At 57.2% G+C, this 19,120-nt stretch carries 15 protein-coding genes and 1 riboswitch; of the genes, 7 read left to right on the forward strand and 8 right to left on the reverse strand.

Annotated elements, in window-relative coordinates; genetic code table 11:
* The first annotated feature begins 43 nt into the window (after positions 1–43).
* From secG to DWV57_RS02525, 4 genes are all read left to right on the forward strand, one after another.
* Positions 44–295 (forward strand): preprotein translocase subunit SecG, encoded by a 252-nt coding sequence (gene secG, locus DWV57_RS02510; RefSeq protein WP_120019835.1) that lies wholly within the window; start codon positions 44–46, stop codon positions 293–295.
* Between the two features lie 166 nt (positions 296–461).
* Positions 462–2,582 (forward strand): ribonuclease R, encoded by a 2,121-nt coding sequence (gene rnr, locus DWV57_RS02515; protein ID WP_120019836.1) that lies wholly within the window; start codon positions 462–464, stop codon positions 2,580–2,582.
* A gap of 104 nt (positions 2,583–2,686) precedes the next feature.
* Positions 2,687–3,931 carry a glycerate kinase gene (locus DWV57_RS02520; protein WP_120019837.1) on the forward strand — a complete coding sequence of 415 codons (1,245 nt, stop codon included), beginning with the start codon at positions 2,687–2,689 and terminating at the stop codon, positions 3,929–3,931.
* Between the two features lie 388 nt (positions 3,932–4,319).
* The gene (locus DWV57_RS02525; RefSeq protein ID WP_120019838.1) at positions 4,320–6,185 is read left to right on the forward strand and encodes a diguanylate cyclase; all 1,866 of its coding nucleotides are present in this window, start codon (positions 4,320–4,322) and stop codon (positions 6,183–6,185) included.
* A 50-nt stretch (positions 6,186–6,235) separates the two neighbouring features.
* Here DWV57_RS02525 and DWV57_RS02530 read toward each other — a convergent pair whose 3' ends face one another.
* The 5 genes from DWV57_RS02530 to DWV57_RS02550 all read right to left on the reverse strand — a co-directional run bounded on the left by DWV57_RS02530 (position 6,236) and on the right by DWV57_RS02550 (position 13,997).
* Positions 6,236–7,879: a CTP synthase gene (locus tag DWV57_RS02530; protein WP_118527002.1), complete on the reverse strand. Its 1,644-nt coding sequence runs from the start codon at positions 7,877–7,879 to the stop codon at positions 6,236–6,238.
* Positions 7,880–8,016: 137 nt separating this feature from the next.
* The gene (locus DWV57_RS02535) at positions 8,017–8,595 is read right to left on the reverse strand and encodes an ANTAR domain-containing protein (RefSeq protein ID WP_005937320.1); all 579 of its coding nucleotides are present in this window, start codon (positions 8,593–8,595) and stop codon (positions 8,017–8,019) included.
* 41 nt (positions 8,596–8,636) lie between these two features.
* On the reverse strand, positions 8,637–9,956 hold the full coding sequence (locus DWV57_RS02540; protein WP_120019839.1) for a glutamine synthetase family protein: 1,320 nt from the start codon (positions 9,954–9,956) through the stop codon (positions 8,637–8,639).
* Positions 9,957–10,105: 149 nt separating this feature from the next.
* The gene (locus DWV57_RS02545) at positions 10,106–12,193 is read right to left on the reverse strand and encodes a glutamine synthetase III (protein WP_120019840.1); all 2,088 of its coding nucleotides are present in this window, start codon (positions 12,191–12,193) and stop codon (positions 10,106–10,108) included.
* Between the two features lie 577 nt (positions 12,194–12,770).
* Positions 12,771–13,997, reverse strand: coding sequence for a class I SAM-dependent rRNA methyltransferase (locus DWV57_RS02550; protein ID WP_120019841.1), 1,227 nt, complete (start codon positions 13,995–13,997; stop codon positions 12,771–12,773).
* A 195-nt stretch (positions 13,998–14,192) separates the two neighbouring features.
* On the opposite strand from DWV57_RS02550, the gene DWV57_RS02555 reads away from it, so the two are divergent.
* The gene (locus DWV57_RS02555; RefSeq protein ID WP_044953662.1) at positions 14,193–14,681 is read left to right on the forward strand and encodes a CYTH domain-containing protein; all 489 of its coding nucleotides are present in this window, start codon (positions 14,193–14,195) and stop codon (positions 14,679–14,681) included.
* Entirely contained in the window at positions 14,678–15,310 is a 633-nt protein-coding gene (locus DWV57_RS02560) for a rhomboid family intramembrane serine protease (RefSeq protein WP_120019842.1), read from the forward strand. The genes DWV57_RS02555 and DWV57_RS02560 overlap by 4 nt, the downstream gene beginning before the upstream one ends.
* Positions 15,311–15,902: 592 nt before the next feature.
* Here DWV57_RS02560 and DWV57_RS02565 read toward each other — a convergent pair.
* On the reverse strand, positions 15,903–16,580 hold the full coding sequence (locus DWV57_RS02565) for a TENA/THI-4 family protein (RefSeq protein ID WP_120019843.1): 678 nt from the start codon (positions 16,578–16,580) through the stop codon (positions 15,903–15,905).
* Positions 16,573–17,373, reverse strand: coding sequence for a bifunctional hydroxymethylpyrimidine kinase/phosphomethylpyrimidine kinase (gene thiD / locus DWV57_RS02570; RefSeq protein WP_120019844.1), 801 nt, complete (start codon positions 17,371–17,373; stop codon positions 16,573–16,575). The genes DWV57_RS02565 and thiD overlap by 8 nt, the downstream gene beginning before the upstream one ends.
* A 57-nt stretch (positions 17,374–17,430) precedes the next feature.
* A riboswitch (TPP riboswitch) is annotated at positions 17,431–17,537 on the reverse strand.
* A gap of 96 nt (positions 17,538–17,633) precedes the next feature.
* Here thiD and DWV57_RS02575 point away from each other — a divergent pair.
* Positions 17,634–18,170, forward strand: a complete 537-nt coding sequence (locus DWV57_RS02575; RefSeq protein ID WP_097774947.1) for a TIGR00730 family Rossman fold protein — start codon at positions 17,634–17,636, stop codon at positions 18,168–18,170.
* A 42-nt stretch (positions 18,171–18,212) separates the two neighbouring features.
* Here the strand turns inward: DWV57_RS02575 and DWV57_RS02580 are convergent, their stop codons facing one another.
* Positions 18,213–19,109: an NAD(P)-dependent oxidoreductase gene (locus DWV57_RS02580; RefSeq protein WP_120019845.1), complete on the reverse strand. Its 897-nt coding sequence runs from the start codon at positions 19,107–19,109 to the stop codon at positions 18,213–18,215.
* Positions 19,110–19,120: the final 11 nt, after the last annotated feature.

The following is a 19,120-nucleotide window of genomic DNA, read 5'->3' on the forward strand; positions in this document are numbered from 1 at the left end:
TGCGTAGTTTTTGTTGAATTAAAATAAAGGAGCGTTTCAATCCATGTCTGTTATCGAAATTGTTGGCGGTGTGATCCTGCTGATCGCTTCGCTCGTCATCGTTTTCCTCACTCTCATGCAGCACACCCACGGTCAGGGCCTTTCCGGTGCCATCAACGGCAGTATGGGCGGCGCAAACAATGCCCGTCTGACCCCGGCTGATCAGATGCTGGCCAAGACCACCCGCATTGCAGGCATTGTTTTCTTTGTGGTTGCCATTCTGGCTTGTCTGTTTGCAGGCCGTATGGCAGGTTGACAAGGTTCGTGCAGCCCCGTGTAAAGGACGGGGCTGTTTTTCTGTGTTATGATAGGATGTCGGCGGCAGTCTGACCGCTGGGCAGGGTGGGGCAGCTGGCCCACGATTGGCAGCGCTGCGGCACGTTGGAGGCTGCGGCCATGGAAGAGCAAGGAGAAAAAATATTATGGCAATGCGCGATAAAATTGAGCACGCGATCCAGAATCAGCCGTGCACCGTCAAAGACCTCAAATCCAAATTCGGCGGGGACCGCGGCTCGGACCGCAAGGTGATGGAGGCTGTGGATCAGCTGGTGCACGAGGCGGTCATCTGCCAGCGTCAGGGCGTGTTCTTTACGGTGCGCTCCGGCCGTGCAGACAAGGCTCTGCTGTGCAAGGTGGTAAAACTGGGCAAGAATTTTGCCTTTGTCATGCTGGAGGACGGCACCAGCGATATCTTTATCCCGGGCCGTTTTACCCGCGGTGCCATGCCCGGCGACATGGTGCTTGTGGAAAAGTTTGAGCACCCCCGTGTGGAGGGCAGCGATGAAGGCGAGATCCTGGCCATTCTGGAAGAAAAGAACGATCTGGTGGGCACTGCCCGCCGCATTGAGGGCCGCCTGAAGTTCGTGCCGGACGACTGCCCGGCCATCTCCATGCAGTTGATGCGTGACTGCGAGGGCGGTGCAAAGGACGGCGACAAGGTGGCCGTGGAGATCCTGCAGCGCGGCAATCGGCAGGAAGATCACCGCGTGGGCGTTGCCATGCGGTTTGGCAGCTCGGACGAAGCAAAGCGCTGCGCAAAGGCCCTGCTCTATGCGCAGGATATCCGCAGCCGCTTCCCGGATAAGGTTCGTGAGGAAGCCAAGAAGCTGGAGAACGCTGAGGTCTCTGAAAAGGACGCCGAGGGCCGCATGGATCTGCGTGCCCTGCCCATCTTCACCATTGACAGTGCTGAGACCAAGGACATCGATGATGCCATCAGCCTGACCAAGACCCCGGAGGGCGGCTTTGAGCTGGGTGTCCACATTGCAGATGTTTCCAACTATGTCAAGCCCGGCAGCGAACTGGACAACGAAGCGTTTAACCGCGCAACCAGCGTCTACTATGCCGATCAGGTGGTGCCCATGCTGCCCAAGCAGCTTTCCAACGGCATCTGCAGCCTGAATGAGGGCGTGCTGCGTCTGGCCTTCTCCTGCCTGATGCATCTGGATAAGGATGGCAACCTGATCGATTACCGCTTTGTCAAGTCGGTCATCCGCAGCCGCGTCAAGGGTGTTTACTCCGAGATCAATGCCTTGCTGGCCGGCAGTGCTGACGATGAGCTGAAGGGCAAGTACCATGAAGTGCTCAGCCAGCTGCCCGCCATGAAGGAGCTGTACGGCCACCGTGCCCGCCTGCGCAAGGAGCGCGGCTGCATGGATATCGAGAGCGGCGAGGTGAAGCTGATCCTCGACGAGGACGGCCACTGCATCGATGTGAAAAAGCGCACCTCCGGCGAGAGCGAAGCTATGATCGAAGAGTTCATGCTGCTGGCCAACCAGTGCGCTGCCCACTTTGCCCGCGTGAAGCAGATCCCCTTCGTGTACCGTGTGCACGAGGAACCCAATGCTGAAAAGCTGGAGCGTCTGCACACTCTGCTGCAGGCCTGCGGCATCAACGATCACTTTGCCAAGGATGTGCCCACCCCCAAGGAGCTGAGCGCAATTCTGGAAGGTGTGCGCGGCGGCCCGTATGAGCAGATCATCAATACCGGTATGCTGCGCTGCATGTCCAAGGCTGTGTATGAGGAAAAGCCCAAGGGCCACTACGGTCTGGTGCTGAAGGACTACGCTCACTTCACCAGCCCCATCCGCCGCTACCCGGATCTGGCCATCCATCGCATCATGACCGCCCAGCTCAAGGGCATGGATAAGGATACCATGGTGCTGCGCTACAGCGACTTTGCCGAGAAGGCAAGCAAGCAGTCCAGTGAGCGCGAGATCATTGCAATGCAGATCGAGCGCAAGGCTGAGGACTGCTACAAGGCCGAGTATGCCCGCCGCCATCTGGGCGAGTGCTACGAGGGCCGCATTTCCGGCGTGACCCAGCGCGGCCTGTTCATTGAGTTGGAGAACGGCGTGGAGGGCTTTGTGCCTGCTTCCAGCCTGACCCCCTCCGGCACCATGCTCACCGAGGGCATCCGCCTGTCCGACCCCGTCTCCGGCAAGAACTGGAGTCTGGGTGACACCATGATGATCACCATTGTGCGTGCGGATGTGAACCTGGGCAAGATCGACTTTGAGGTTGCTCCGGCAAGCACAAAGTAAACAAAAAAGATCAGAACACCTGTACTGCGTTTTCCTGCATAGGAAGAGACTGTACAGGTGTTTTTTGTCCGCGGACAAGAAGCGATGGGAAAGGGGAGAACGACATGCTGAAAAACGAAACACTGCGCAGAGATGCAGGTGCCATCATCCGTGCCAGTCTGGACGCTGTTCTGCCGGACGAAGCGGTGTGCCGCGCGCTGAAAAATTTCCGACCGCAGGGCGGCAGGGTGCTGCTGGTGGCTGCCGGTAAGGCAGCATGGCAGATGGCCCATGCTGCAGTGAGATTTCTTGGCCGGGTGGATGGCGGCGTGGTCGTGACCAAATACGGCCACGTGAAGGGCACGATCCCCGGCGTGGACTGCTGTGAAGCCGGGCACCCCGTGCCGGATGAGAATGGCTTTGCCGCCACCCGGAAAGCGCTGGAACTGGTGCAGGGCTTAACGGCAGAGGATACGGTGCTGTTTCTGCTGTCCGGCGGAGGCAGTGCACTGTTTGAGAAGCCGCTGATCCCCGGCGCAGAGCTGCAGCAGATCACGGGCCAGCTGCTTGCCAGCGGTGCCGATATCGTGGAGATGAACACCATTCGCAAGCGCCTGTCCGGGGTCAAGGGCGGGCGGTTTGCACAGAGCTGTGCGCCCGCGCAGGTGTTCAGCATCGTGCTCAGCGATATTCTGGGCGACCCGCTGGATATGATCGCCAGCGGCCCTGCGGTGCCGGATACCTCCACCTGTGCACAGGCCCTTGCCATTGCGGAAAAATATCACCTGCAGCTTTCGGCACAGGCCAAGGCTCTGCTGGCACAGGAGACTCCAAAGGTGCTGGACCGTGTTGCCACGCAGATCACCGGCAGCGTGCGGGAGCTGTGCAGCGCAGCAGCCAACGCCTGCCGGGAGCTGGGCTATGAGCCGGTGATCTTGACCGACAGGCTCTGCTGTGAAGCGCGGGAGGCTGGCAGCTTCCTTGGTTCCATAGCCCGCACCCACGCGGGGCAGGGCAAAAAGCTGGCCTTTCTTGCAGGCGGTGAGACGGTCGTCCATCTGACCGGAACAGGTCTGGGCGGGCGCAATCAGGAGCTTGCCCTTGCTGCAGCACCGGTGATCGCCGGGCTGGACGCAGCGGTCTTTTCGGTGGGCAGCGATGGCACCGATGGCCCAACCGATGCTGCGGGCGGCTATGTGGACGGCGGCACGGCCGCGGCACTGGCGCAGAACCAGCTGAAGGTGTACGATGTGCTGCAGAACAACGATGCCTACCATGCCCTCAAGGCGGTGGATGGGCTGATCATCACCGGCGCGACCGGTACGAATGTCAACGATGTGGCCGTGGTGCTGATCGGAAATCAAGGATAGAACAAAGCCACCGGGAGTTCTCTGCAAAAGCGGAAAGCTCCCGGTGGCTTTTTGTGTGATACAGGGAATGGACTTTTTAGAAATTTTCTTCCGGTGCAGCAGACGGGGCGGTGATGTCCCGGTAAAAGACGGCCCACGCGGATTCCTCATAGGGGCGCAGGAAGAAGCCAATGCGTAGCGGAACCTTGAACAGCATGCAGGCAATTGCCAGCGGGAAATGCGGAAAGTACTCGGCAGAACAAGAAGGCTCCAAAGGCGGCGGAAGGCCGCTCTGTGCGCGAATCGACCGTTTTCAGACGTGAATCGACCATTTCGTGCATTGACACCCATTTTTCGGAAATGGTATAATTTCTCTGGGAAGATATAAGAAAAGTAGAGGGAACAGCTTATGAAACAGCGGAGGAAGAATATCCTTCTTGGGGCAGGGCTTGTTCTGGTAATGCTGCTCAGTATTGTGGCATACAGCCGCTATACCCAGCGCCAGATCCACCACGAGAGCACGCAAAATCTGCTTTCCACCTATGGGCAGGTAAGCAAGACCTTTACCATGTTTGTGCAGCGCAACTGGAACATCCTTGAGATCTGGTCTGATGATCTTGCGCAGCTGGCAGAGGAAACGAATACCGAGGTAAAGTGGCGCAGATATGTGAACGAAAAAGCCAACTGGCAGTACAGCGAGGTGGCCCTGTTCAACGCGGATGATCAGTTCTGGACGGTCAGCGGCAGACGGGGAGATGCCCCGCATATGCAGTCTGCGCTGGAAGAAGTATACACTATGGACGGCCCTATCGTGACCAGCTACATTTCCAGTAAGGGTGTGCGCAAGGTCATGTTTGCCCAGCAGATCGAGCCTGTCACGATGGATAGCGTTACCTATACCTCGCTGGCGATCTGCTACGATAACTCCGTACTGGAAAACATGCTGGGCGGCTTGGCTTATGAGGGACAGAGCGATTGCTACATTGTTCGCTCCAATGGCAATATCGTGCTTTCCACCGAGCCGAAGAGCGAGATCCCGGAGCAGATGACCAACCTGTTCGACTATCTGGAAGCAAACGTCAAGGCCGACCAGCCGTATTTTGACGAGATGCGCAAGAACCTGCCGCTGCAGTACAAAGGCAGTGTGAGCTATACCTTCAACCGCAAGCGCTACTATATGGTATACCAGCCGGTAGGTGTAAAAGACTGGGCCATCATCGGCATTGTGCCCACCAATGTGATGGACGCGGGAATGCGCCAGGTGCAAATGTTTACCATTGCACTGCTGGTAGTGCTGTCTCTGATGATCCTGGGCGGTATCGGAAAGATCTTCTATGATAAGGAAAAAACGCGAAAAGAAAAAGCGGAAGCGGAACGGATAGAGCTACAGCGCCGCAAGGAACTTACGGAACAGATGTTCCACGGGATGGCCCGCATCGTGGACCGGTTTGTGGTGTGTGATCTGGAAAATGACCACTATGAATACCACGAGCGCAGGGGAAAGGAGCTGTACCCGACCGAGGGCAGCTATCTGGATCTGCTCAGCTGGCTGTCCCGGCAGTATGTGATCCTGACCGACGGCGAGAACGCAAAGCTCGTGCAGATGCTTGCACCGGAAAACCTGCGTGCACAGCTCAAAGAGGAAAAGGACAGCATCAAGTTCGAATATGCCACCCGTGACCGCAAAAACTTTTTGATGATGACGGTGGTGCCTGTCGGCTGGCAGAATGGCCGTCTGACCCAGATCATAATGATCTCGCAGGATATGAGCGGCCAGCACATTCTGCAGGAACTTGCCAACACGGACGGCCTGACCGGCCTGCTGAACAAGCGCTATTTTGATGCTGTGACCCGTGCACTGGTCCACCAGGAACAGGCGTTTGTGCTGTTCTATCTGGATCTGGATCGTTTCAAGTCAGTCAACGATACCTATGGACACGAGGTGGGCGACAAGCTGCTGCAGGCGGTGGCAAAGCGCCTGCAAAGCTGCATCCGCAATCAAGATTATGCGTTTCGCATGGGCGGCGATGAATTTGCCCTGCTGACCATTGGCGCAATGTCCCCGGAAGAGGCCCACCGCAAGGTCGAGCTTATCTGTAAGACTGTTGCAGCACCCTATCATGTTGCAGGCAGTCTTCTGACGATCGGCACCAGCTGCGGCTTTGCCCTTTACCCGGAAGAAGGCACGGATACAGACAAGATCACCCGTCTGGCTGACCAGCGGATGTATAAGCACAAGCAAAAGAACCACGCCCTGCAGGATCATGGATCATAGGGGTAAAAAATAAGGTGCTGTCCGCATAGACAGCACCTTATTTTTATGGTTTACATGTGCAGCAGGCTGCGCTGCTCGCTGGCGCGGAACTTGAGTGCCGCAGCAATGAATGCCTTGAACAGCGGGTGAGCACGGTTGGGACGGCTCTTGAACTCCGGGTGGAACTGTGCGCCCAAATGGAAGTCACGGCCGGGCAGCTCTACAGTCTCTACCAGACGACCGTCGGGGCTGGTGCCGGAAATAACAAGACCGGCGTCCTGCATCTCCTGACGGAACTCGTTGTTGAACTCGTAGCGGTGGCGGTGGCGCTCCCAGATCTCGGCCTCGCCGTAGCACTCGGCCATCTTGGTGCCGGGCATCACCTTGCAGGGGTATTTACCCAGACGCATGGTGCCGCCCTTGGGAATGTTGCCCTGCTGGTCGGCCATCAGGGCGATCACATTGTGCTTGCCATCCGGGGTGAACTCGCTGGAATTTGCATCCTTGTAGCCCAGAACGCCCCGGGCAAACTCCATCACCATGATCTGCATGCCAAGGCAGATGCCAAAGTAGGGAACATGGTTCTCGCGGGCATACTGTGCAGCCTGGATCATGCCCTCAATGCCGCGGTCGCCAAAGCCGCCGGGTACGATGATGCCGTCCACATCGGCAAAGGCTTCCTTACAGGCGGCCTGATCGGTCAGGTCTTCACTTTCCACCCACTTGATCTCTACCTGACTGTCGTTCTCAAAGCCGGCGTGGTACAGGCTTTCCATCACGGAGAGGTAAGCGTCGTGCAGCTTGACGTATTTGCCCACCAGTGCAATGCTGCAGGTCTTGCTGCGGGTGGCAATGCGGCTGACCACCTGCTTCCACTCGGTCAGGTCGGCAGCGGGCACATCCAGCTTGAGCTTCTGCACCACTACCTCGTCCAGACCACCGGTGTGCAGCATCAGCGGGCACTGGTACAAGCTGGGCATGGTCAGGTTCTCGATCACGCACTCCGGCTTCACATTGCAGAAAGTGCTGATCTTGCGGCGGATGTCGCCGCCCACACTGCCGTCTGCGCGCAGGATGATGATGTCCGGGTTCACGCCCATGCCCTGCAGCTCTTTCACAGAGTGCTGTGCAGGCTTGGATTTGTACTCGTCCGAGCCGGAAATGTAGGGCACCAGCACCACATGGATGTAGCAGCAGTTGTCGCGGCCCTGCTCCAGACCCACCTGACGGATGGCCTCGAGGAAAGGCTGGCTTTCAATATCACCGGTCGTGCCGCCGATCTCGGTAATGACCACGTCAGCCTCGGTGGAAGAGGCCAGATTGTAGATGTAGCTCTTAATCTCGTTGGTGATGTGGGGAATGATCTGCACGGTCTGGCCCAGATAGGCACCCTGACGTTCCTTGTTCAGCACGTTCCAGTACACCTTGCCGGTGGTCAGGTTGGAGTATTTGTTCAGATTCTCGTCGATAAAGCGCTCGTAGTGGCCCAGATCCAGATCGGTCTCAGTGCCATCGTCGGTCACGAACACCTCACCGTGCTGCAGCGGGCTCATGGTGCCGGGATCCACATTCACATAGGGGTCCAGCTTCTGGCTGGCCACCTTCAGACCGCGGCACTTGAGCAGACGGCCCAGCGATGCGGCTGTGATGCCCTTGCCAAGGCCGGAGACGACACCGCCGGTGACAAAGATGAATTTGGTTTGTTTCTCTGCCATAGAATTTCCTCCTCTATTTTTGTTTTCTGAATTCTTTCCCTTATAAACCTTTGTGAATTCTTTCAGGTGAACGGTCTTGCTCTCAGCCTCTCCCAAAATGAGCCGGTGAAAGCAAGAATACTTTTCCCAATCCAATATTATACACCCATGTCCTCATAATTTTCAAGGACTTCCTGTGCAATTTCTGTGCGGTCACGACGGGTATCCATGGCCTGTTTTTCTATGTAGCGGTGTGCCTCGGCTTCGGTCATGTGCTCGTGCTCCACAAGGCAGCATTTTGCCCGGCTGACCAGCCGCACCTGTGCGATCTTTTCCTGTAAGCGGGCGTTCTCCTGCCGGGCACGCAGCAGGCGGTGGTTGCCCGCCGCCGCCATGTGCATGGCCTGCACAAAAAAGGCGGTGCTGAAGGGCTTTGACAGCAGCAATACCCCCTGCTCGCTCAAAGGCCCCAAAAGCTGCTCAGCCTGTGCGGCCTTGACCAGAAACACGACACCGGCATCTGTTTTTTCCACAGCATTGATGCACACCTCATGCCCGAATTCATCGGGCAGGGGAGAGTTGACCACGATCAGCTCGAAATCCGATTCCGTCATGCGCCGCCGGGCTTCGGCCCCGCTGGGAATGATCACCGGGCGGCTGTAGCCCATTTCGGTCAGCCGTGCAGCGATATACTCGTTGGAGCTTGCACCGGCACTTACGATCAGTGCACGTCCCATTTCCTTCGCTCCTTTCTCCTACACACCCTCTTTTGCAGGGGTCAGATGGCGTTGAAGTAATGGATACGCTCATACTCAACAGGGTCGGACGCGTGCTTCAGTGCTTCGCAGCGCTTCAGTTCTTCCGTAAAGTAGCGGCTGGCAAGCTGCTCGGGCAGCACTCTGCGCAAAAATTCGCTCTCCTCCGCAGCCTGCACGGCCTCTTCCAGACTGGCGGGCAGAGTCTCAAGGTTGAGGCCCTCAGCCATAGAGGGGTCGAACAGATTCTTGTTCACGGGGGCAGAGAGCACCATGCGGTTCTCGATGCCGTCCAATCCGGCAGCCAGAACCAGACCAATGGCCAGATAGGGGTTGCAGGCAGGGTCCGGGCTGCGCAGCTCCATGCGGCAGTTGTCGCCCTTTACCTGCGGGATGCGCACCAGCTGGCTGCGGTTCTGGCGGCTCCAGCTCACATAGCGGGGCGCTTCATCGCAGCCAAAGCGCTGATAGCTGTTGGGCAGAGGGTTTGTGAACACGGTCAGCTCCCGGCTGTGGGCCAGCACACCGGCCATAAAGCTGCCTGCAATGCTGTCCGGGGCAATGTCGCCCTCAAACAGGTTGCGGCCATCCATGTAAAGGGACAGGTTGATGTGCAGGCCGCTGCCTGCCTGATCCGGCAGGGGCTTGGGCAGGAAGCTTGCATGGATGCCGCTGCGGGTGGCAATGGCGCGCACGATCTGCTTGAACATCATCACGTTGTCGGCGGTCTTGAGGGGGCCTGCGTGGTGGCAGTCGATCTCGTTCTGGCCGTTGCCGCTTTCGTGATGGCTGTGCTGAGGGCTCATGCCCATCTGCTCCATGGTCAGGCAGATGTCCCGGCGGAGGTTCTCGCCTGCGTCCAGCGGGGCCACGTCAAAGTAGCCGCCAAAGTCGATGGGGATACGGGTGGGGCGGCCCCGGTCATCATTCTCGAACAGGTAGAACTCACACTCTGCGCCCACATTGCAGGTGATGCCCAGCTTTTTGAATTTGCGATTCACGCTGCGCAGAAAGCCGCGGCAGTTGCCGCCAAAGGGCTGGCCGTCCGGTTTTTCCACATCACAGAAGAACTGCATCACCCGGCCCTCGGTAGGCCGCCAGGGGAGAATGGTCACGGTGGAAAGATCCGGCCGCAGCACAAGGTCGCTTTCCTCCACCTTCATGAAGCCGGCAATGGAGCTGCCGTCGAAGCAGACACCGTCTTCCAGAGCTTTGGGCAGATCGCTTGCCAGCACGGCAATGTTCTTCTGAGTGCCAAAGATATCGCAGAAGGCAAAGCGCACAAATTTGACGTTGTTGTCCTCCACAAAATCAAGGATGTCCTGTTGGGTCGAATAGCTCATAATGGTTTCCCTTTCAAATAAAACGCCTAAAGGCCTGCCCTCAGAATGGGAGCAGGTCTTTAGGCTGGTGTAAGAAATAGGAAAAGGAGAATGGCGATTTTAAATTCCGCAGCCTACGGATGCTATTCTGCTGTTACGCTGATGAAAGATCAGACGTAGTAGAGCATCTTGCTGTAGCTGGGCAGAGGCCAATAATCCTCACCGCAGATGGTCTCGGCGTCGTCCGCAGCGGCACGCAGAGCATCCATTGCAGGCAGCACGTTGTCGTGGAAAGCAACGGCCTTTTCTGCCTCGGTGGGCAATGCCTTGGAAGCATCCACTGCATCCTGCAGGGTATCGACAGCGTCGCTCATAGCATCGGCATCAGCAGAGAGCTTGGTCAGGGTCTTGGTCTCACTGCGCACGCTGATGTTCTCGCTCACGGCCAGTTTGGATGCTGCGGTATTGGCAAGCTCGCTCATGTAGGAGTTGACGGCAGGCAGCAGCTGCTTGCGGGCCATTTCCAGCATGGTCAGAGCCTCGATGTTGATGATCTTGGAGTAGTGCTCCATCTCCACCTCGTAGCGGCTCTCCATCTCTACCTTGGTCAGCACGCCGAACTCTTCCATCAGGGCAATGTTCTTGGGCTCGATCAGGGCAGGCAGAGCAGCGGGGGTGTTCTTCTTGTTGGGCAGACCGCGCTTTGCGGCTTCCTTTTCCCACTCGGCAGTGTAGCCGTTGCCGTTGAAGATGACGCGGCGGTGGTCGCGGATGGTGCGCTTGACCAGAGCAATCACGGCGCTGGTAAAGTCCTCAGCGCCCTCCAGCTCGTCGGCGTAGCCCTTCAGTTCCTTTGCAACGGCGGTGTTCAGGATGGTGTTGGCATCACTCAGGTTCTCAGCGGAACCGGGCATACGGAACTCGAACTTGTTGCCGGTGAAGGCAAAGGGAGAGGTACGGTTGCGGTCGGTGGTATCCTTGCTGAACTTGGGCAGGACATCAACGCCCAGATCCATCTTCATCTTGACGGGGCCGGCATAGGGGGAATCGGATGCGATAGCATCGATGACAGCTTCCAGCTCTTCGCCCACAAAGATGGAAATGATAGCCGGAGGTGCCTCGTTGGCACCCAGACGGTGATCGTTGCCGGGAGTGGCAACGGAGGTGCGCAGCAGATCGGCGTACTCGTCAACAGCCTTGATGACAGCAGCCAGGAACACCAGGAACTGCAGGTTCTCCATGGGGGTGTCGCCCGGGTCGAGCAGGTTCTCGTGGGTGGTGGACATGGACCAGTTGTTATGCTTGCCGCTGCCGTTCACGCCTTCAAAAGGCTTCTCATGCTGCAGGCAGACCAGACCGTACTTAGGAGCAATCTTCTTCATCATCTCCATCGTCAGCAGGTTGTGGTCGATGGCAACGTTGGTGGTGTCGAAGATGGGAGCCAGCTCATGCTGGCAGGGAGCAACTTCGTTGTGCTTGGTCTTGGCGGGAATGCCCAGCTTCCACAGCTCTTCGTCCAACTCCTTCATAAACTCGGAGACCTCGGGACGAATGACACCGAAGTAGTGCTCTTCCAGCTCCTGACCCTTGGCAGAGGGGGCACCGAACAGGGTGCGGCCGGTGAGGATCAGATCCTGACGGGCCTCGTAATCCTCCTTCTTAATAAGGAAGTACTCCTGCTCGGGGCCGACGGTGGTGGAGACGTAATCCACATCCTTGCCGAACAGCTTCAGGATACGGACCGCCTGATTGGACAGTGCGTTCATGGAACGCAGCAGCGGGGTCTTCTTATCCAGAGCCTCGCCGGTGTAGCTGACGAATGCGGTGGGGATGCACAGCACGTCATCCTTCACGAATGCGTAGCTGGTGGGGTCCCATGCAGTGTAGCCGCGGGCCTCGCAGGTGGCGCGCAGACCGCCGGAGGGGAAGGAAGATGCATCGGGCTCGCCACGCACCAGCTCCTTGCCGGAGAACTCCATGATGGCGGTGCCGTCGCCCACAGGGGAAACAAAGCCATCGTGCTTCTCACTGGTGATGCCGGTCAGTGGCTGGAACCAGTGGGTGTAGTGGGTGGCACCCAGCTCCATGGCCCAGCGCTTCATCACGCTGGCCACAACGTTTGCCACCTCAATGTCCAGCGGAGCACCCTTGTGCAGGGTGTTCTTCAGGCTCTTATAAGTTGCGCTCGGCAGGCGCTCCTTCATCACATGTTCGTTAAAGACCTTGCTGCCGTAGATTTCCATAACATTCGCTGCCATAAATCCTACTCCTTACTTGATCTTATTTTTCTTACCCTTTCGTCTGCATTCTGGTCTGCCGCAATGCCGCACCCAGAAGTACGAAAGCATCTTAACAAAAACGGCGCTGCGAGTCAGGAGGTGACCCACAGCGCCGTTGCTGTCTATGGTTTGATTATAGCCCCGGCGGGCCAAAAAGGCAATTGACAAATCTGACGATTCTGTACAAACAGCTTCCTGCATTTTTGGAGCATCCGCACTTGGTATGACTTTTGAACCTTTAAACCGGAACAGAACGATTTGGAATTGCCTCCGCTTGCGCTCTGGCAATATCAGCGGAAATAATATTTTTAAATTTGCAGTTCCGGCAGGCCTGCGGGCCCGCCGGAACTGTTTTTTCACGGGAGGAGTCGTTACGGACAATTGCATTTGCAAAACCTAGGCTTATCCGTTGCGTGACAGCCGCAGATGCTACTACCCGCTACGACCCCTTTTGTGAAAATGCGTTTGGAGCGTCCCGCAGGACGCGACAAACACGAAAATATAAAATAAAATACCTTAATGAATTGCAGAGCGAAGCGGAGCAATTTTAAAATCGTTAAATCACCTGAAAGAGGAAGAACTTCAGATAATTCGTCTCCGGCACACCCCACAGGATCGGATGATCCGGTGCCTGCTGCTTCACCTCGATCTGCCGCAGCTGGCGGTGAGCATCCTTTGCAGCGGCGCGCAGCATCTTGATGAACAGCTCCTCGGTGGCAAAGTGGGAGCAGCTGGCAGTTGCCAGATAGCCGCCGCGGGGCAGCAGCTTCATGGCACGGTAGTTGATCTCCTTGTAACCGCGCATGGCGTTCTCCACAGTGCGGCGCGCCTTGGTAAAGGCCGGCGGGTCCAGAATGATAAAATCGTAGGGGTGTCCTTCTCTTTCCAAGCGGGGCAGCAGCTCAAAGGTGTCCTCGCACAAAAAGTCCATATTGGTCAGACCGTTGCGCTGGGCATTGCGCTGCGCCATGGCAATGGCCTCGGCGCTGATGTCGGCGGCGGTCACACGGGCAGCGCCGCCCGCAGCGGCGTTCAGTGCAAAGCTGCCGGTGTGGGTAAAGCAGTCCAGCACGGTGTGACCTGCAGCAAGGCGTGCCACCGCCCGGCGGTTGTACTTCTGATCAAGGAAGAAGCCGGTCTTCTGGCCGTTCTCGAAATCCACATGATAGTAAACTCCGTTCTCGCAGATCTCGGTCTGGGTGCTTGCCGGGTGAGGCTCACCGGGCAGCTCAAACCAGCCTTTGTTCTGCTCAAGACCTTCCTTTGCGCGCAGAGCCTCATCGTTGCGCTCGTAGATGCCGTCGATGGTCTGGCCGTCGGCGCGCAGGACTTCTGCCAGAATGGGGAAGAGGATGGGCTTGAGCTTTTCCATGCCCACGCTCAGGGTCTGCGTGACGAGGATGTTGCTGAACCGGTCCACAGTCAGCCCGGGGAACTGGTCGGCTTCGCCAAAAATGACGCGGCAGGCAGAAAGGTCTGCAGGTTCCAGCACGGTCTTGCGGTAGTTCCATGCATATTCCACCCGGCGGCGCCAGAACGCAGCATCAAAGGTGTCGTTGGCATTGCGGGAGATCAGCCGCACGCGGATCTTGCTCTTGAGCGAGACAAAGCCGGTGCCAAGGTAGGAACCCTTGGTGCTGACCACATCGGCCAGAGTGCCGTTTTCCGGCTCATTTTCCGGGGAATGGAGGATGTCGTTCTCATACACCCAGGGGTGCCCGCCCACCAGCAGGCCCTCGGCGTGTTTGTTGACGGTATACACAGGGTAAGCGCGTTCTTTCATATGGTTCTCCTTATCATGAACGAACTCCCTTCGTCCCGCGTTCGCTCGACACGCTTACCGTGCAGATAGGCTCCCTCACTGAGGGAGCTGGCTGCGAAGCAGACTGAAGGAGTAAAAATCTACCCTTTATAATAGCACAAAATCATGTTATTATAAATAAGAAATGCAAAAAACCGCATGAAAGAGGGATGCATTATGGAGATCGAACGCAAATGGATGGTGAAGGGCTGGCCGGAGGGGCTGCCCCTCAGGGAGGAATTTGCCATGCGGCAGGGCTATATCAGCGTGCGGCCCACCGTGCGCATCCGGGAAGAAGCCCTCACTGGCGGCAGAACGGACTACATCCTCTGCTTCAAATCCGGGGGCGGCCTTGCCCGCGAGGAGATCGAGCGCAGCATCGACAAAGAACTGTTTGATGATCTGGAATACAAGATTATCGCTAAACCTCTCATCCCGAAGCTGCGCCGCAGCTACACCCTGCCGGACGGTTCTGTGCTGGAAGTGAACCATGTGGACGAAGGCCAGCCCACCGAGTTCTGGTATGCCGAGGTGGAGTACCCCACGGTGGAAGCAGCCCTTGCATGGCAGCCGGAAAGCTGCGGCCTTGGCGATTACCTTAAGGATGAAGTGACGAACCAGCCCGGCCAGAGCATGGGCGAATACTGGGTGGAGACAAGAGGATGAAAAAAGTAAAACTCAAACTGGAACTGCAGTACAACTCTCCGGTGATCCTCACATTTTTCCTGCTGTCACTTCTGGTGCTGTTCCTCGACCAGTGGACGGACGGGTGGACGACGATGCATCTGTTCTGTGTCTACCGCTCCTCGCTGAAGGACCCGCTGTTCTACATCCGGCTGTTCGGCCATGTGCTGGGCCATGCCAGCTGGGATCACTTTCTGAATAATATGCTGTTGCTGCTCGTTGTTGGCCCGCCAATGGAAGAAAAGTACGGCAGCAAGCCGCTTTTGTGCGGCATGGTGTTCACCGCTCTGGTCACCGGCGTGCTGCAATGCGTGCTGTTCCCACGTTCGGGGCTGCTGGGCGCGTCCGGCATCGTGTTCATGCTTATCATGCTTTCGTCGCTGGCGGGCTTCTCCGGCGGCATCCCGGTCACCATGCTGCTGGTTGCAGCGCTGTACTTTGGTCAGCAGGTGTACGATATCATTTTTGTGCACGACAATGTAGCAAACTTCATGCATATTGTGGGCGGCTTATGCGGCACAGCCTTTGGCTACTACAGTGCGCTGCACAGCCGCCGCAGACCGGCAAAAGCGGTGAAGTTTTCCAGCACGAACGGCCGCCGGAAGCGCTGAACCCACTGTGGACATAGGCTGATTTTGAAAAAAATTGCAAACAGGGATTGACAAACGAAAAATCTGTGGTTTAATATAGCAAAATTCAATACACTAAACCGTTGAAGTGGAGATAACGGCGAACCATGCCTGTACAGAGAGCCTGCGCAGCTGAGAAGCAGACCGGAAACAGTTCGTCAAGGAAAGTGTGACTTTGCGTTATATTTTCCCGAAATGGACCGCTGAGGGTGCAGGGAAATGCGGCGGATTTTCGCCGCACAGTATTCTGCAACGTAGGGCATACGTCAGTTGCCGGGGATGTGTTGGCATCCCGCCAAGTGCATGGGGTCATGCCCATGAAGTCAGGGTGGCACCGCGGATAAAAGGCCAAATTTTATTCGTCCTTGACAGAAGAGAGTTCTTCTGTTAGGGGCGTTTTTCTTTTCCACTCCCTCGGCAGAAGAGCCGGGGGAGTTTTTGTTTTAGGGTTCCCTTGTTTCCGGCACGAAGGCTCATGCCTGCGGCTGCGGCCACGAAAATCTGAACAAAACAAATGCACCCGGTTGCTGCGGTTCTGCCCACAGGCCGGGTGCATTTTATATTTTAGGAAAAATTACAGGTCACTGCGCGGGGAAGCTGCCATGGCCCAGAAGCTCAGCTCGTGCTCCGAGCAGGCATGGAAGATCTCGCGGCAGCGGGCAAGGCGTTCGTCGCTCAGGCCTTCGCAGACTTTTTCTGCAAACGCGGCCCAGTCGCGGCAGGCCGCCTCATAGCCCTTGTCAGCATAGTCCACCACCAGTGCACCATAAAGGGTATCCTGCACGGAAGGCTTTTCTTCCAGCAGTTTCTGGAAGATCCAGCCATAGCTCAGCATACAGGGCAGGCAGGCCATCATGCACTCGGCTGCGCCCTCGCCGTTTTTGGCGGCTTCGATCATAGAGTCCACATAGGCACGGTTCTCCGGCCGCAGCGGCAGGCTCTGGATGCCTTCATCGGTCAGTCCAAAGTGCTTGAGATAGTGCAGGCGGGCTGCATCCTCGCTCTCATTCACGAAGGAAAGCAGGGAATAGTAGGTGCGGATGGTCTGCATATCCTTTGCCTTGGTCATGCCCCAGGCAAACACCTTGGCATATTCCCGCAGGTAAAGACTGTCCTCCACGATGTAGCCCTTGAAGCAGGCTTCATCCAGTGTGCCATCCGCAAGGTGAGTCAGAAATTTTGAGTGCAGGCATTTCTCCCACACAGGCAGACTTTCCTGCACCAGCTGCTGCACAAAGGTCTGCTCACTCACCCACAAACTCTCCCTTCAGTGCAAACATATGGTCCATCGGGCCGGAGCCGTGGCCCAGATCCAGCATGGCAGAAAGACAGCCGGAAATGTAGGCCTTTGCGCGCTCCACCGATGCATCCAGATCATAGCCCTTTGCCAGATTGGACGCAATGGCGCTGGACAGGGTGCAGCCGGTGCCGTGGGTATTGGGGTTTGCAATGCGCTTGCCGCGGAACCATTTGCCGCAGCCGTCCCGCCACAGAAGGTCGTCGGTATCGTTGATCTGGTGGCCACCCTTGCACAGCACGGCACAGTGGTATTTCTCGCTGATCAGCCTTGCAGCGGCCTCCATTCCGGCCGCATCGGTGATCTTCATGCCGGAAAGGATCTCAGCCTCCGGAATGTTGGGGGTGACCACCTCTGCCATGGGCAGCAGCTTTTCGGTCAGCGCCTGCACGGCATCGTCCCGCAGCAGCTTGGAGCCGGAGGTGGCAACCATCACCGGGTCCACCACGATATGCTTTGCGCCGTAGGTGTGCAGCTTTTCGGCGATCACACCGATCAGCTCTGCCGAGGATACCATGCCGATCTTGACGGCATCCGGGTAGATGTCGGTAAAAATGGCATCGATCTCCTGTGCCAGAAATTCGGGTGTGGCTTCAAAAATGCCGGTCACACCGGTGGTGTTCTGGGCAGTCAGTGCGGTAATGGCGCTCATGGCGTACACGCCGTTTGCAGTCATGGTTTTGATATCGGCTTGGATGCCAGCACCGCCGCTGGAATCGCTGCCGGCAATCGTCAATGCAGTTTTCATGGTTACAACTTCCTTTGCAAAAAATGCGGAAATGCCCGCAAGGAGGCACCTCCGCACTTTGAAGCAGCAGTATCTCCCTACGTTGGCATTGTCCAAATCAGGTCACAGGTCTGGGCAAACAGCCCACTCTCAGCCTGCTTTTGCAGGCTCCCTTTTTTCTGCGTTCAAGAATACCACAGTGCCGCTGCATTTGCAAGGGGATGGCCCTTTTCAATCGGCCCGTTGCGTGGTAAAATGGAAAAAACAAAGGGGGAAATACCATGAACATCACGGTCTATCTTGGAGCAAATGCGGGCAATGATCCTGCGCTGGCGGAAGCTGTCCGGGAACTGGGCAGCTGGATCGGTGCAAACGGGCACCGCCTTGTGTACGGCGGCTCCCGCAGCGGCCTGATGGGTCAGCTTGCCCAGAGCGCGCTGGACGCAGGCGGCACGGTGACCGGTGTGGAACCGCAGTTCTTTGTGCAGCAGGAGCTGCAGCACGATGGCCTGACCGAGCTGATCGTCACCAAGGACATGACCGAGCGCAAGACGAAGATGATCGAGCTGGGCGATGCCTTTATCGCATTCCCCGGCGGCACCGGCACGCTGGAAGAGATCGCAGAGGTAATGTCCAAGGTCTCGCTGGGCCAGTTGGACGCGCCCTGCATCCTGTATGATCTGAACGGCTACTACGACAGCCTGAAAGCACTGCTTGCCAAAATGATCGAGAAGGGCCTTTCCACGCCGCAGCGCCAGCAGGGCATCCGATTTGCGGCGAATCTGGAAGAGATTACAACAATTTTGAATAAAGCCTAAAAGGAAACGCTTCCCCGGCCCGGGAAGCGTTTCCTTTTTATATCATTCTCCCAGTGCAGTGCGGATATTTGCCAGCACCTTCTGGCTCAGCAGCACAAAAGCCTGCTTGGTGCGTCCGGCAGAAACATTCGCGCAATGCACATTCTCACGGGCAAAGAAGTCTTCACTCACCGGGCCGGCAGCGGCACGGGTGTCACAGAAGAAGTGGGTGCCCGGCAGAGCAAGCCACTGTTCCAGAGCAGCAGAGTCAAAGCCCGGACCGATGGAGGTGTTGAACAGCACCTTGCCTGCGCCCAGCTGTGCAAATTCGTCCTTGCCCAACAGCAGTACGTTCTTGTTCAGGCAGGTGAACACCACCTCGCTCTCGGTCAGCAGCTGTGCCAGCGGCTTATAGGCCATGCCCACAGCTTCGGCATCCGGCTTGCGGGTGCGGCTGTAATAGGCAATGTCGGCACCCATGAACTGCAGCGCGTCGGCGATCATTTTGCCGGACACACCCAGCCCGATGATGCCTGCCTTCAGCCCGGTGATCTCCACCGGCTCGTCCCGCAGCATGGGCATCCCAAAACCGTGCAGGATGCCGGTGAGCTCATGCAGGACGTACTCCACAACGCCGCGGTCGCCGTAGTCCCGGATGCCCAGCACTTTGATGCCGCGGGTGCGGGCGTAGGCGATATCCACATTGGCGCTTTCCTCAGAATACAGGCTGCAGCACATGCCGATGTAACGGATATTCGGGCAGCGCTCGATCACATTTTTGCCCATGCGGGAGGTGTAGCTCAGAAGCACGGCATCGGCATTTCCGATGCGCTGCACGATCTGGTCATCGCTGGCCGGGATATCGCGGTACAGCACCACTTCTTTTGCGTACTGATGCAGCGCTTCCTCGGCGGAAGGAATCAGGCTTACCGGCTCAATGGCCACCAGTTTGTTGAACATCAGTAAAGTCC

The organism is Faecalibacterium sp. AF10-46 (assembly GCF_003604105.1).
In the GTDB taxonomy this organism is placed as follows: domain Bacteria; phylum Bacillota; class Clostridia; order Oscillospirales; family Ruminococcaceae; genus Faecalibacterium; species Faecalibacterium taiwanense.

What these genes read in the sequence shown, in the direction of transcription:
- secG (WP_120019835.1), top strand. Translation starts at nt 44, where the DNA reads ATGTCTGTTATCGAAATTGTTGGCGGTGTGATCCTGCTGATCGCTTCG.
- rnr (WP_120019836.1), top strand. Translation starts at nt 462, where the DNA reads ATGGCAATGCGCGATAAAATTGAGCACGCGATCCAGAATCAGCCGTGC.
- DWV57_RS02520 (WP_120019837.1), top strand. Translation starts at nt 2,687, where the DNA reads ATGCTGAAAAACGAAACACTGCGCAGAGATGCAGGTGCCATCATCCGT.
- DWV57_RS02525 (WP_120019838.1), top strand. Translation starts at nt 4,320, where the DNA reads ATGAAACAGCGGAGGAAGAATATCCTTCTTGGGGCAGGGCTTGTTCTG.
- DWV57_RS02530 (WP_118527002.1), bottom strand. Translation starts at nt 7,879, where the DNA reads ATGGCAGAGAAACAAACCAAATTCATCTTTGTCACCGGCGGTGTCGTC.
- DWV57_RS02535 (WP_005937320.1), bottom strand. Translation starts at nt 8,595, where the DNA reads ATGGGACGTGCACTGATCGTAAGTGCCGGTGCAAGCTCCAACGAGTAT.
- DWV57_RS02540 (WP_120019839.1), bottom strand. Translation starts at nt 9,956, where the DNA reads ATGAGCTATTCGACCCAACAGGACATCCTTGATTTTGTGGAGGACAAC.
- DWV57_RS02545 (WP_120019840.1), bottom strand. Translation starts at nt 12,193, where the DNA reads ATGGCAGCGAATGTTATGGAAATCTACGGCAGCAAGGTCTTTAACGAA.
- DWV57_RS02550 (WP_120019841.1), bottom strand. Translation starts at nt 13,997, where the DNA reads ATGAAAGAACGCGCTTACCCTGTGTATACCGTCAACAAACACGCCGAG.
- DWV57_RS02555 (WP_044953662.1), top strand. Translation starts at nt 14,193, where the DNA reads ATGGAGATCGAACGCAAATGGATGGTGAAGGGCTGGCCGGAGGGGCTG.
- DWV57_RS02560 (WP_120019842.1), top strand. Translation starts at nt 14,678, where the DNA reads ATGAAAAAAGTAAAACTCAAACTGGAACTGCAGTACAACTCTCCGGTG.
- thiD (WP_120019844.1), bottom strand. Translation starts at nt 17,373, where the DNA reads ATGAAAACTGCATTGACGATTGCCGGCAGCGATTCCAGCGGCGGTGCT.
- DWV57_RS02575 (WP_097774947.1), top strand. Translation starts at nt 17,634, where the DNA reads ATGAACATCACGGTCTATCTTGGAGCAAATGCGGGCAATGATCCTGCG.
- DWV57_RS02580 (WP_120019845.1), bottom strand. Translation starts at nt 19,109, where the DNA reads ATGTTCAACAAACTGGTGGCCATTGAGCCGGTAAGCCTGATTCCTTCC.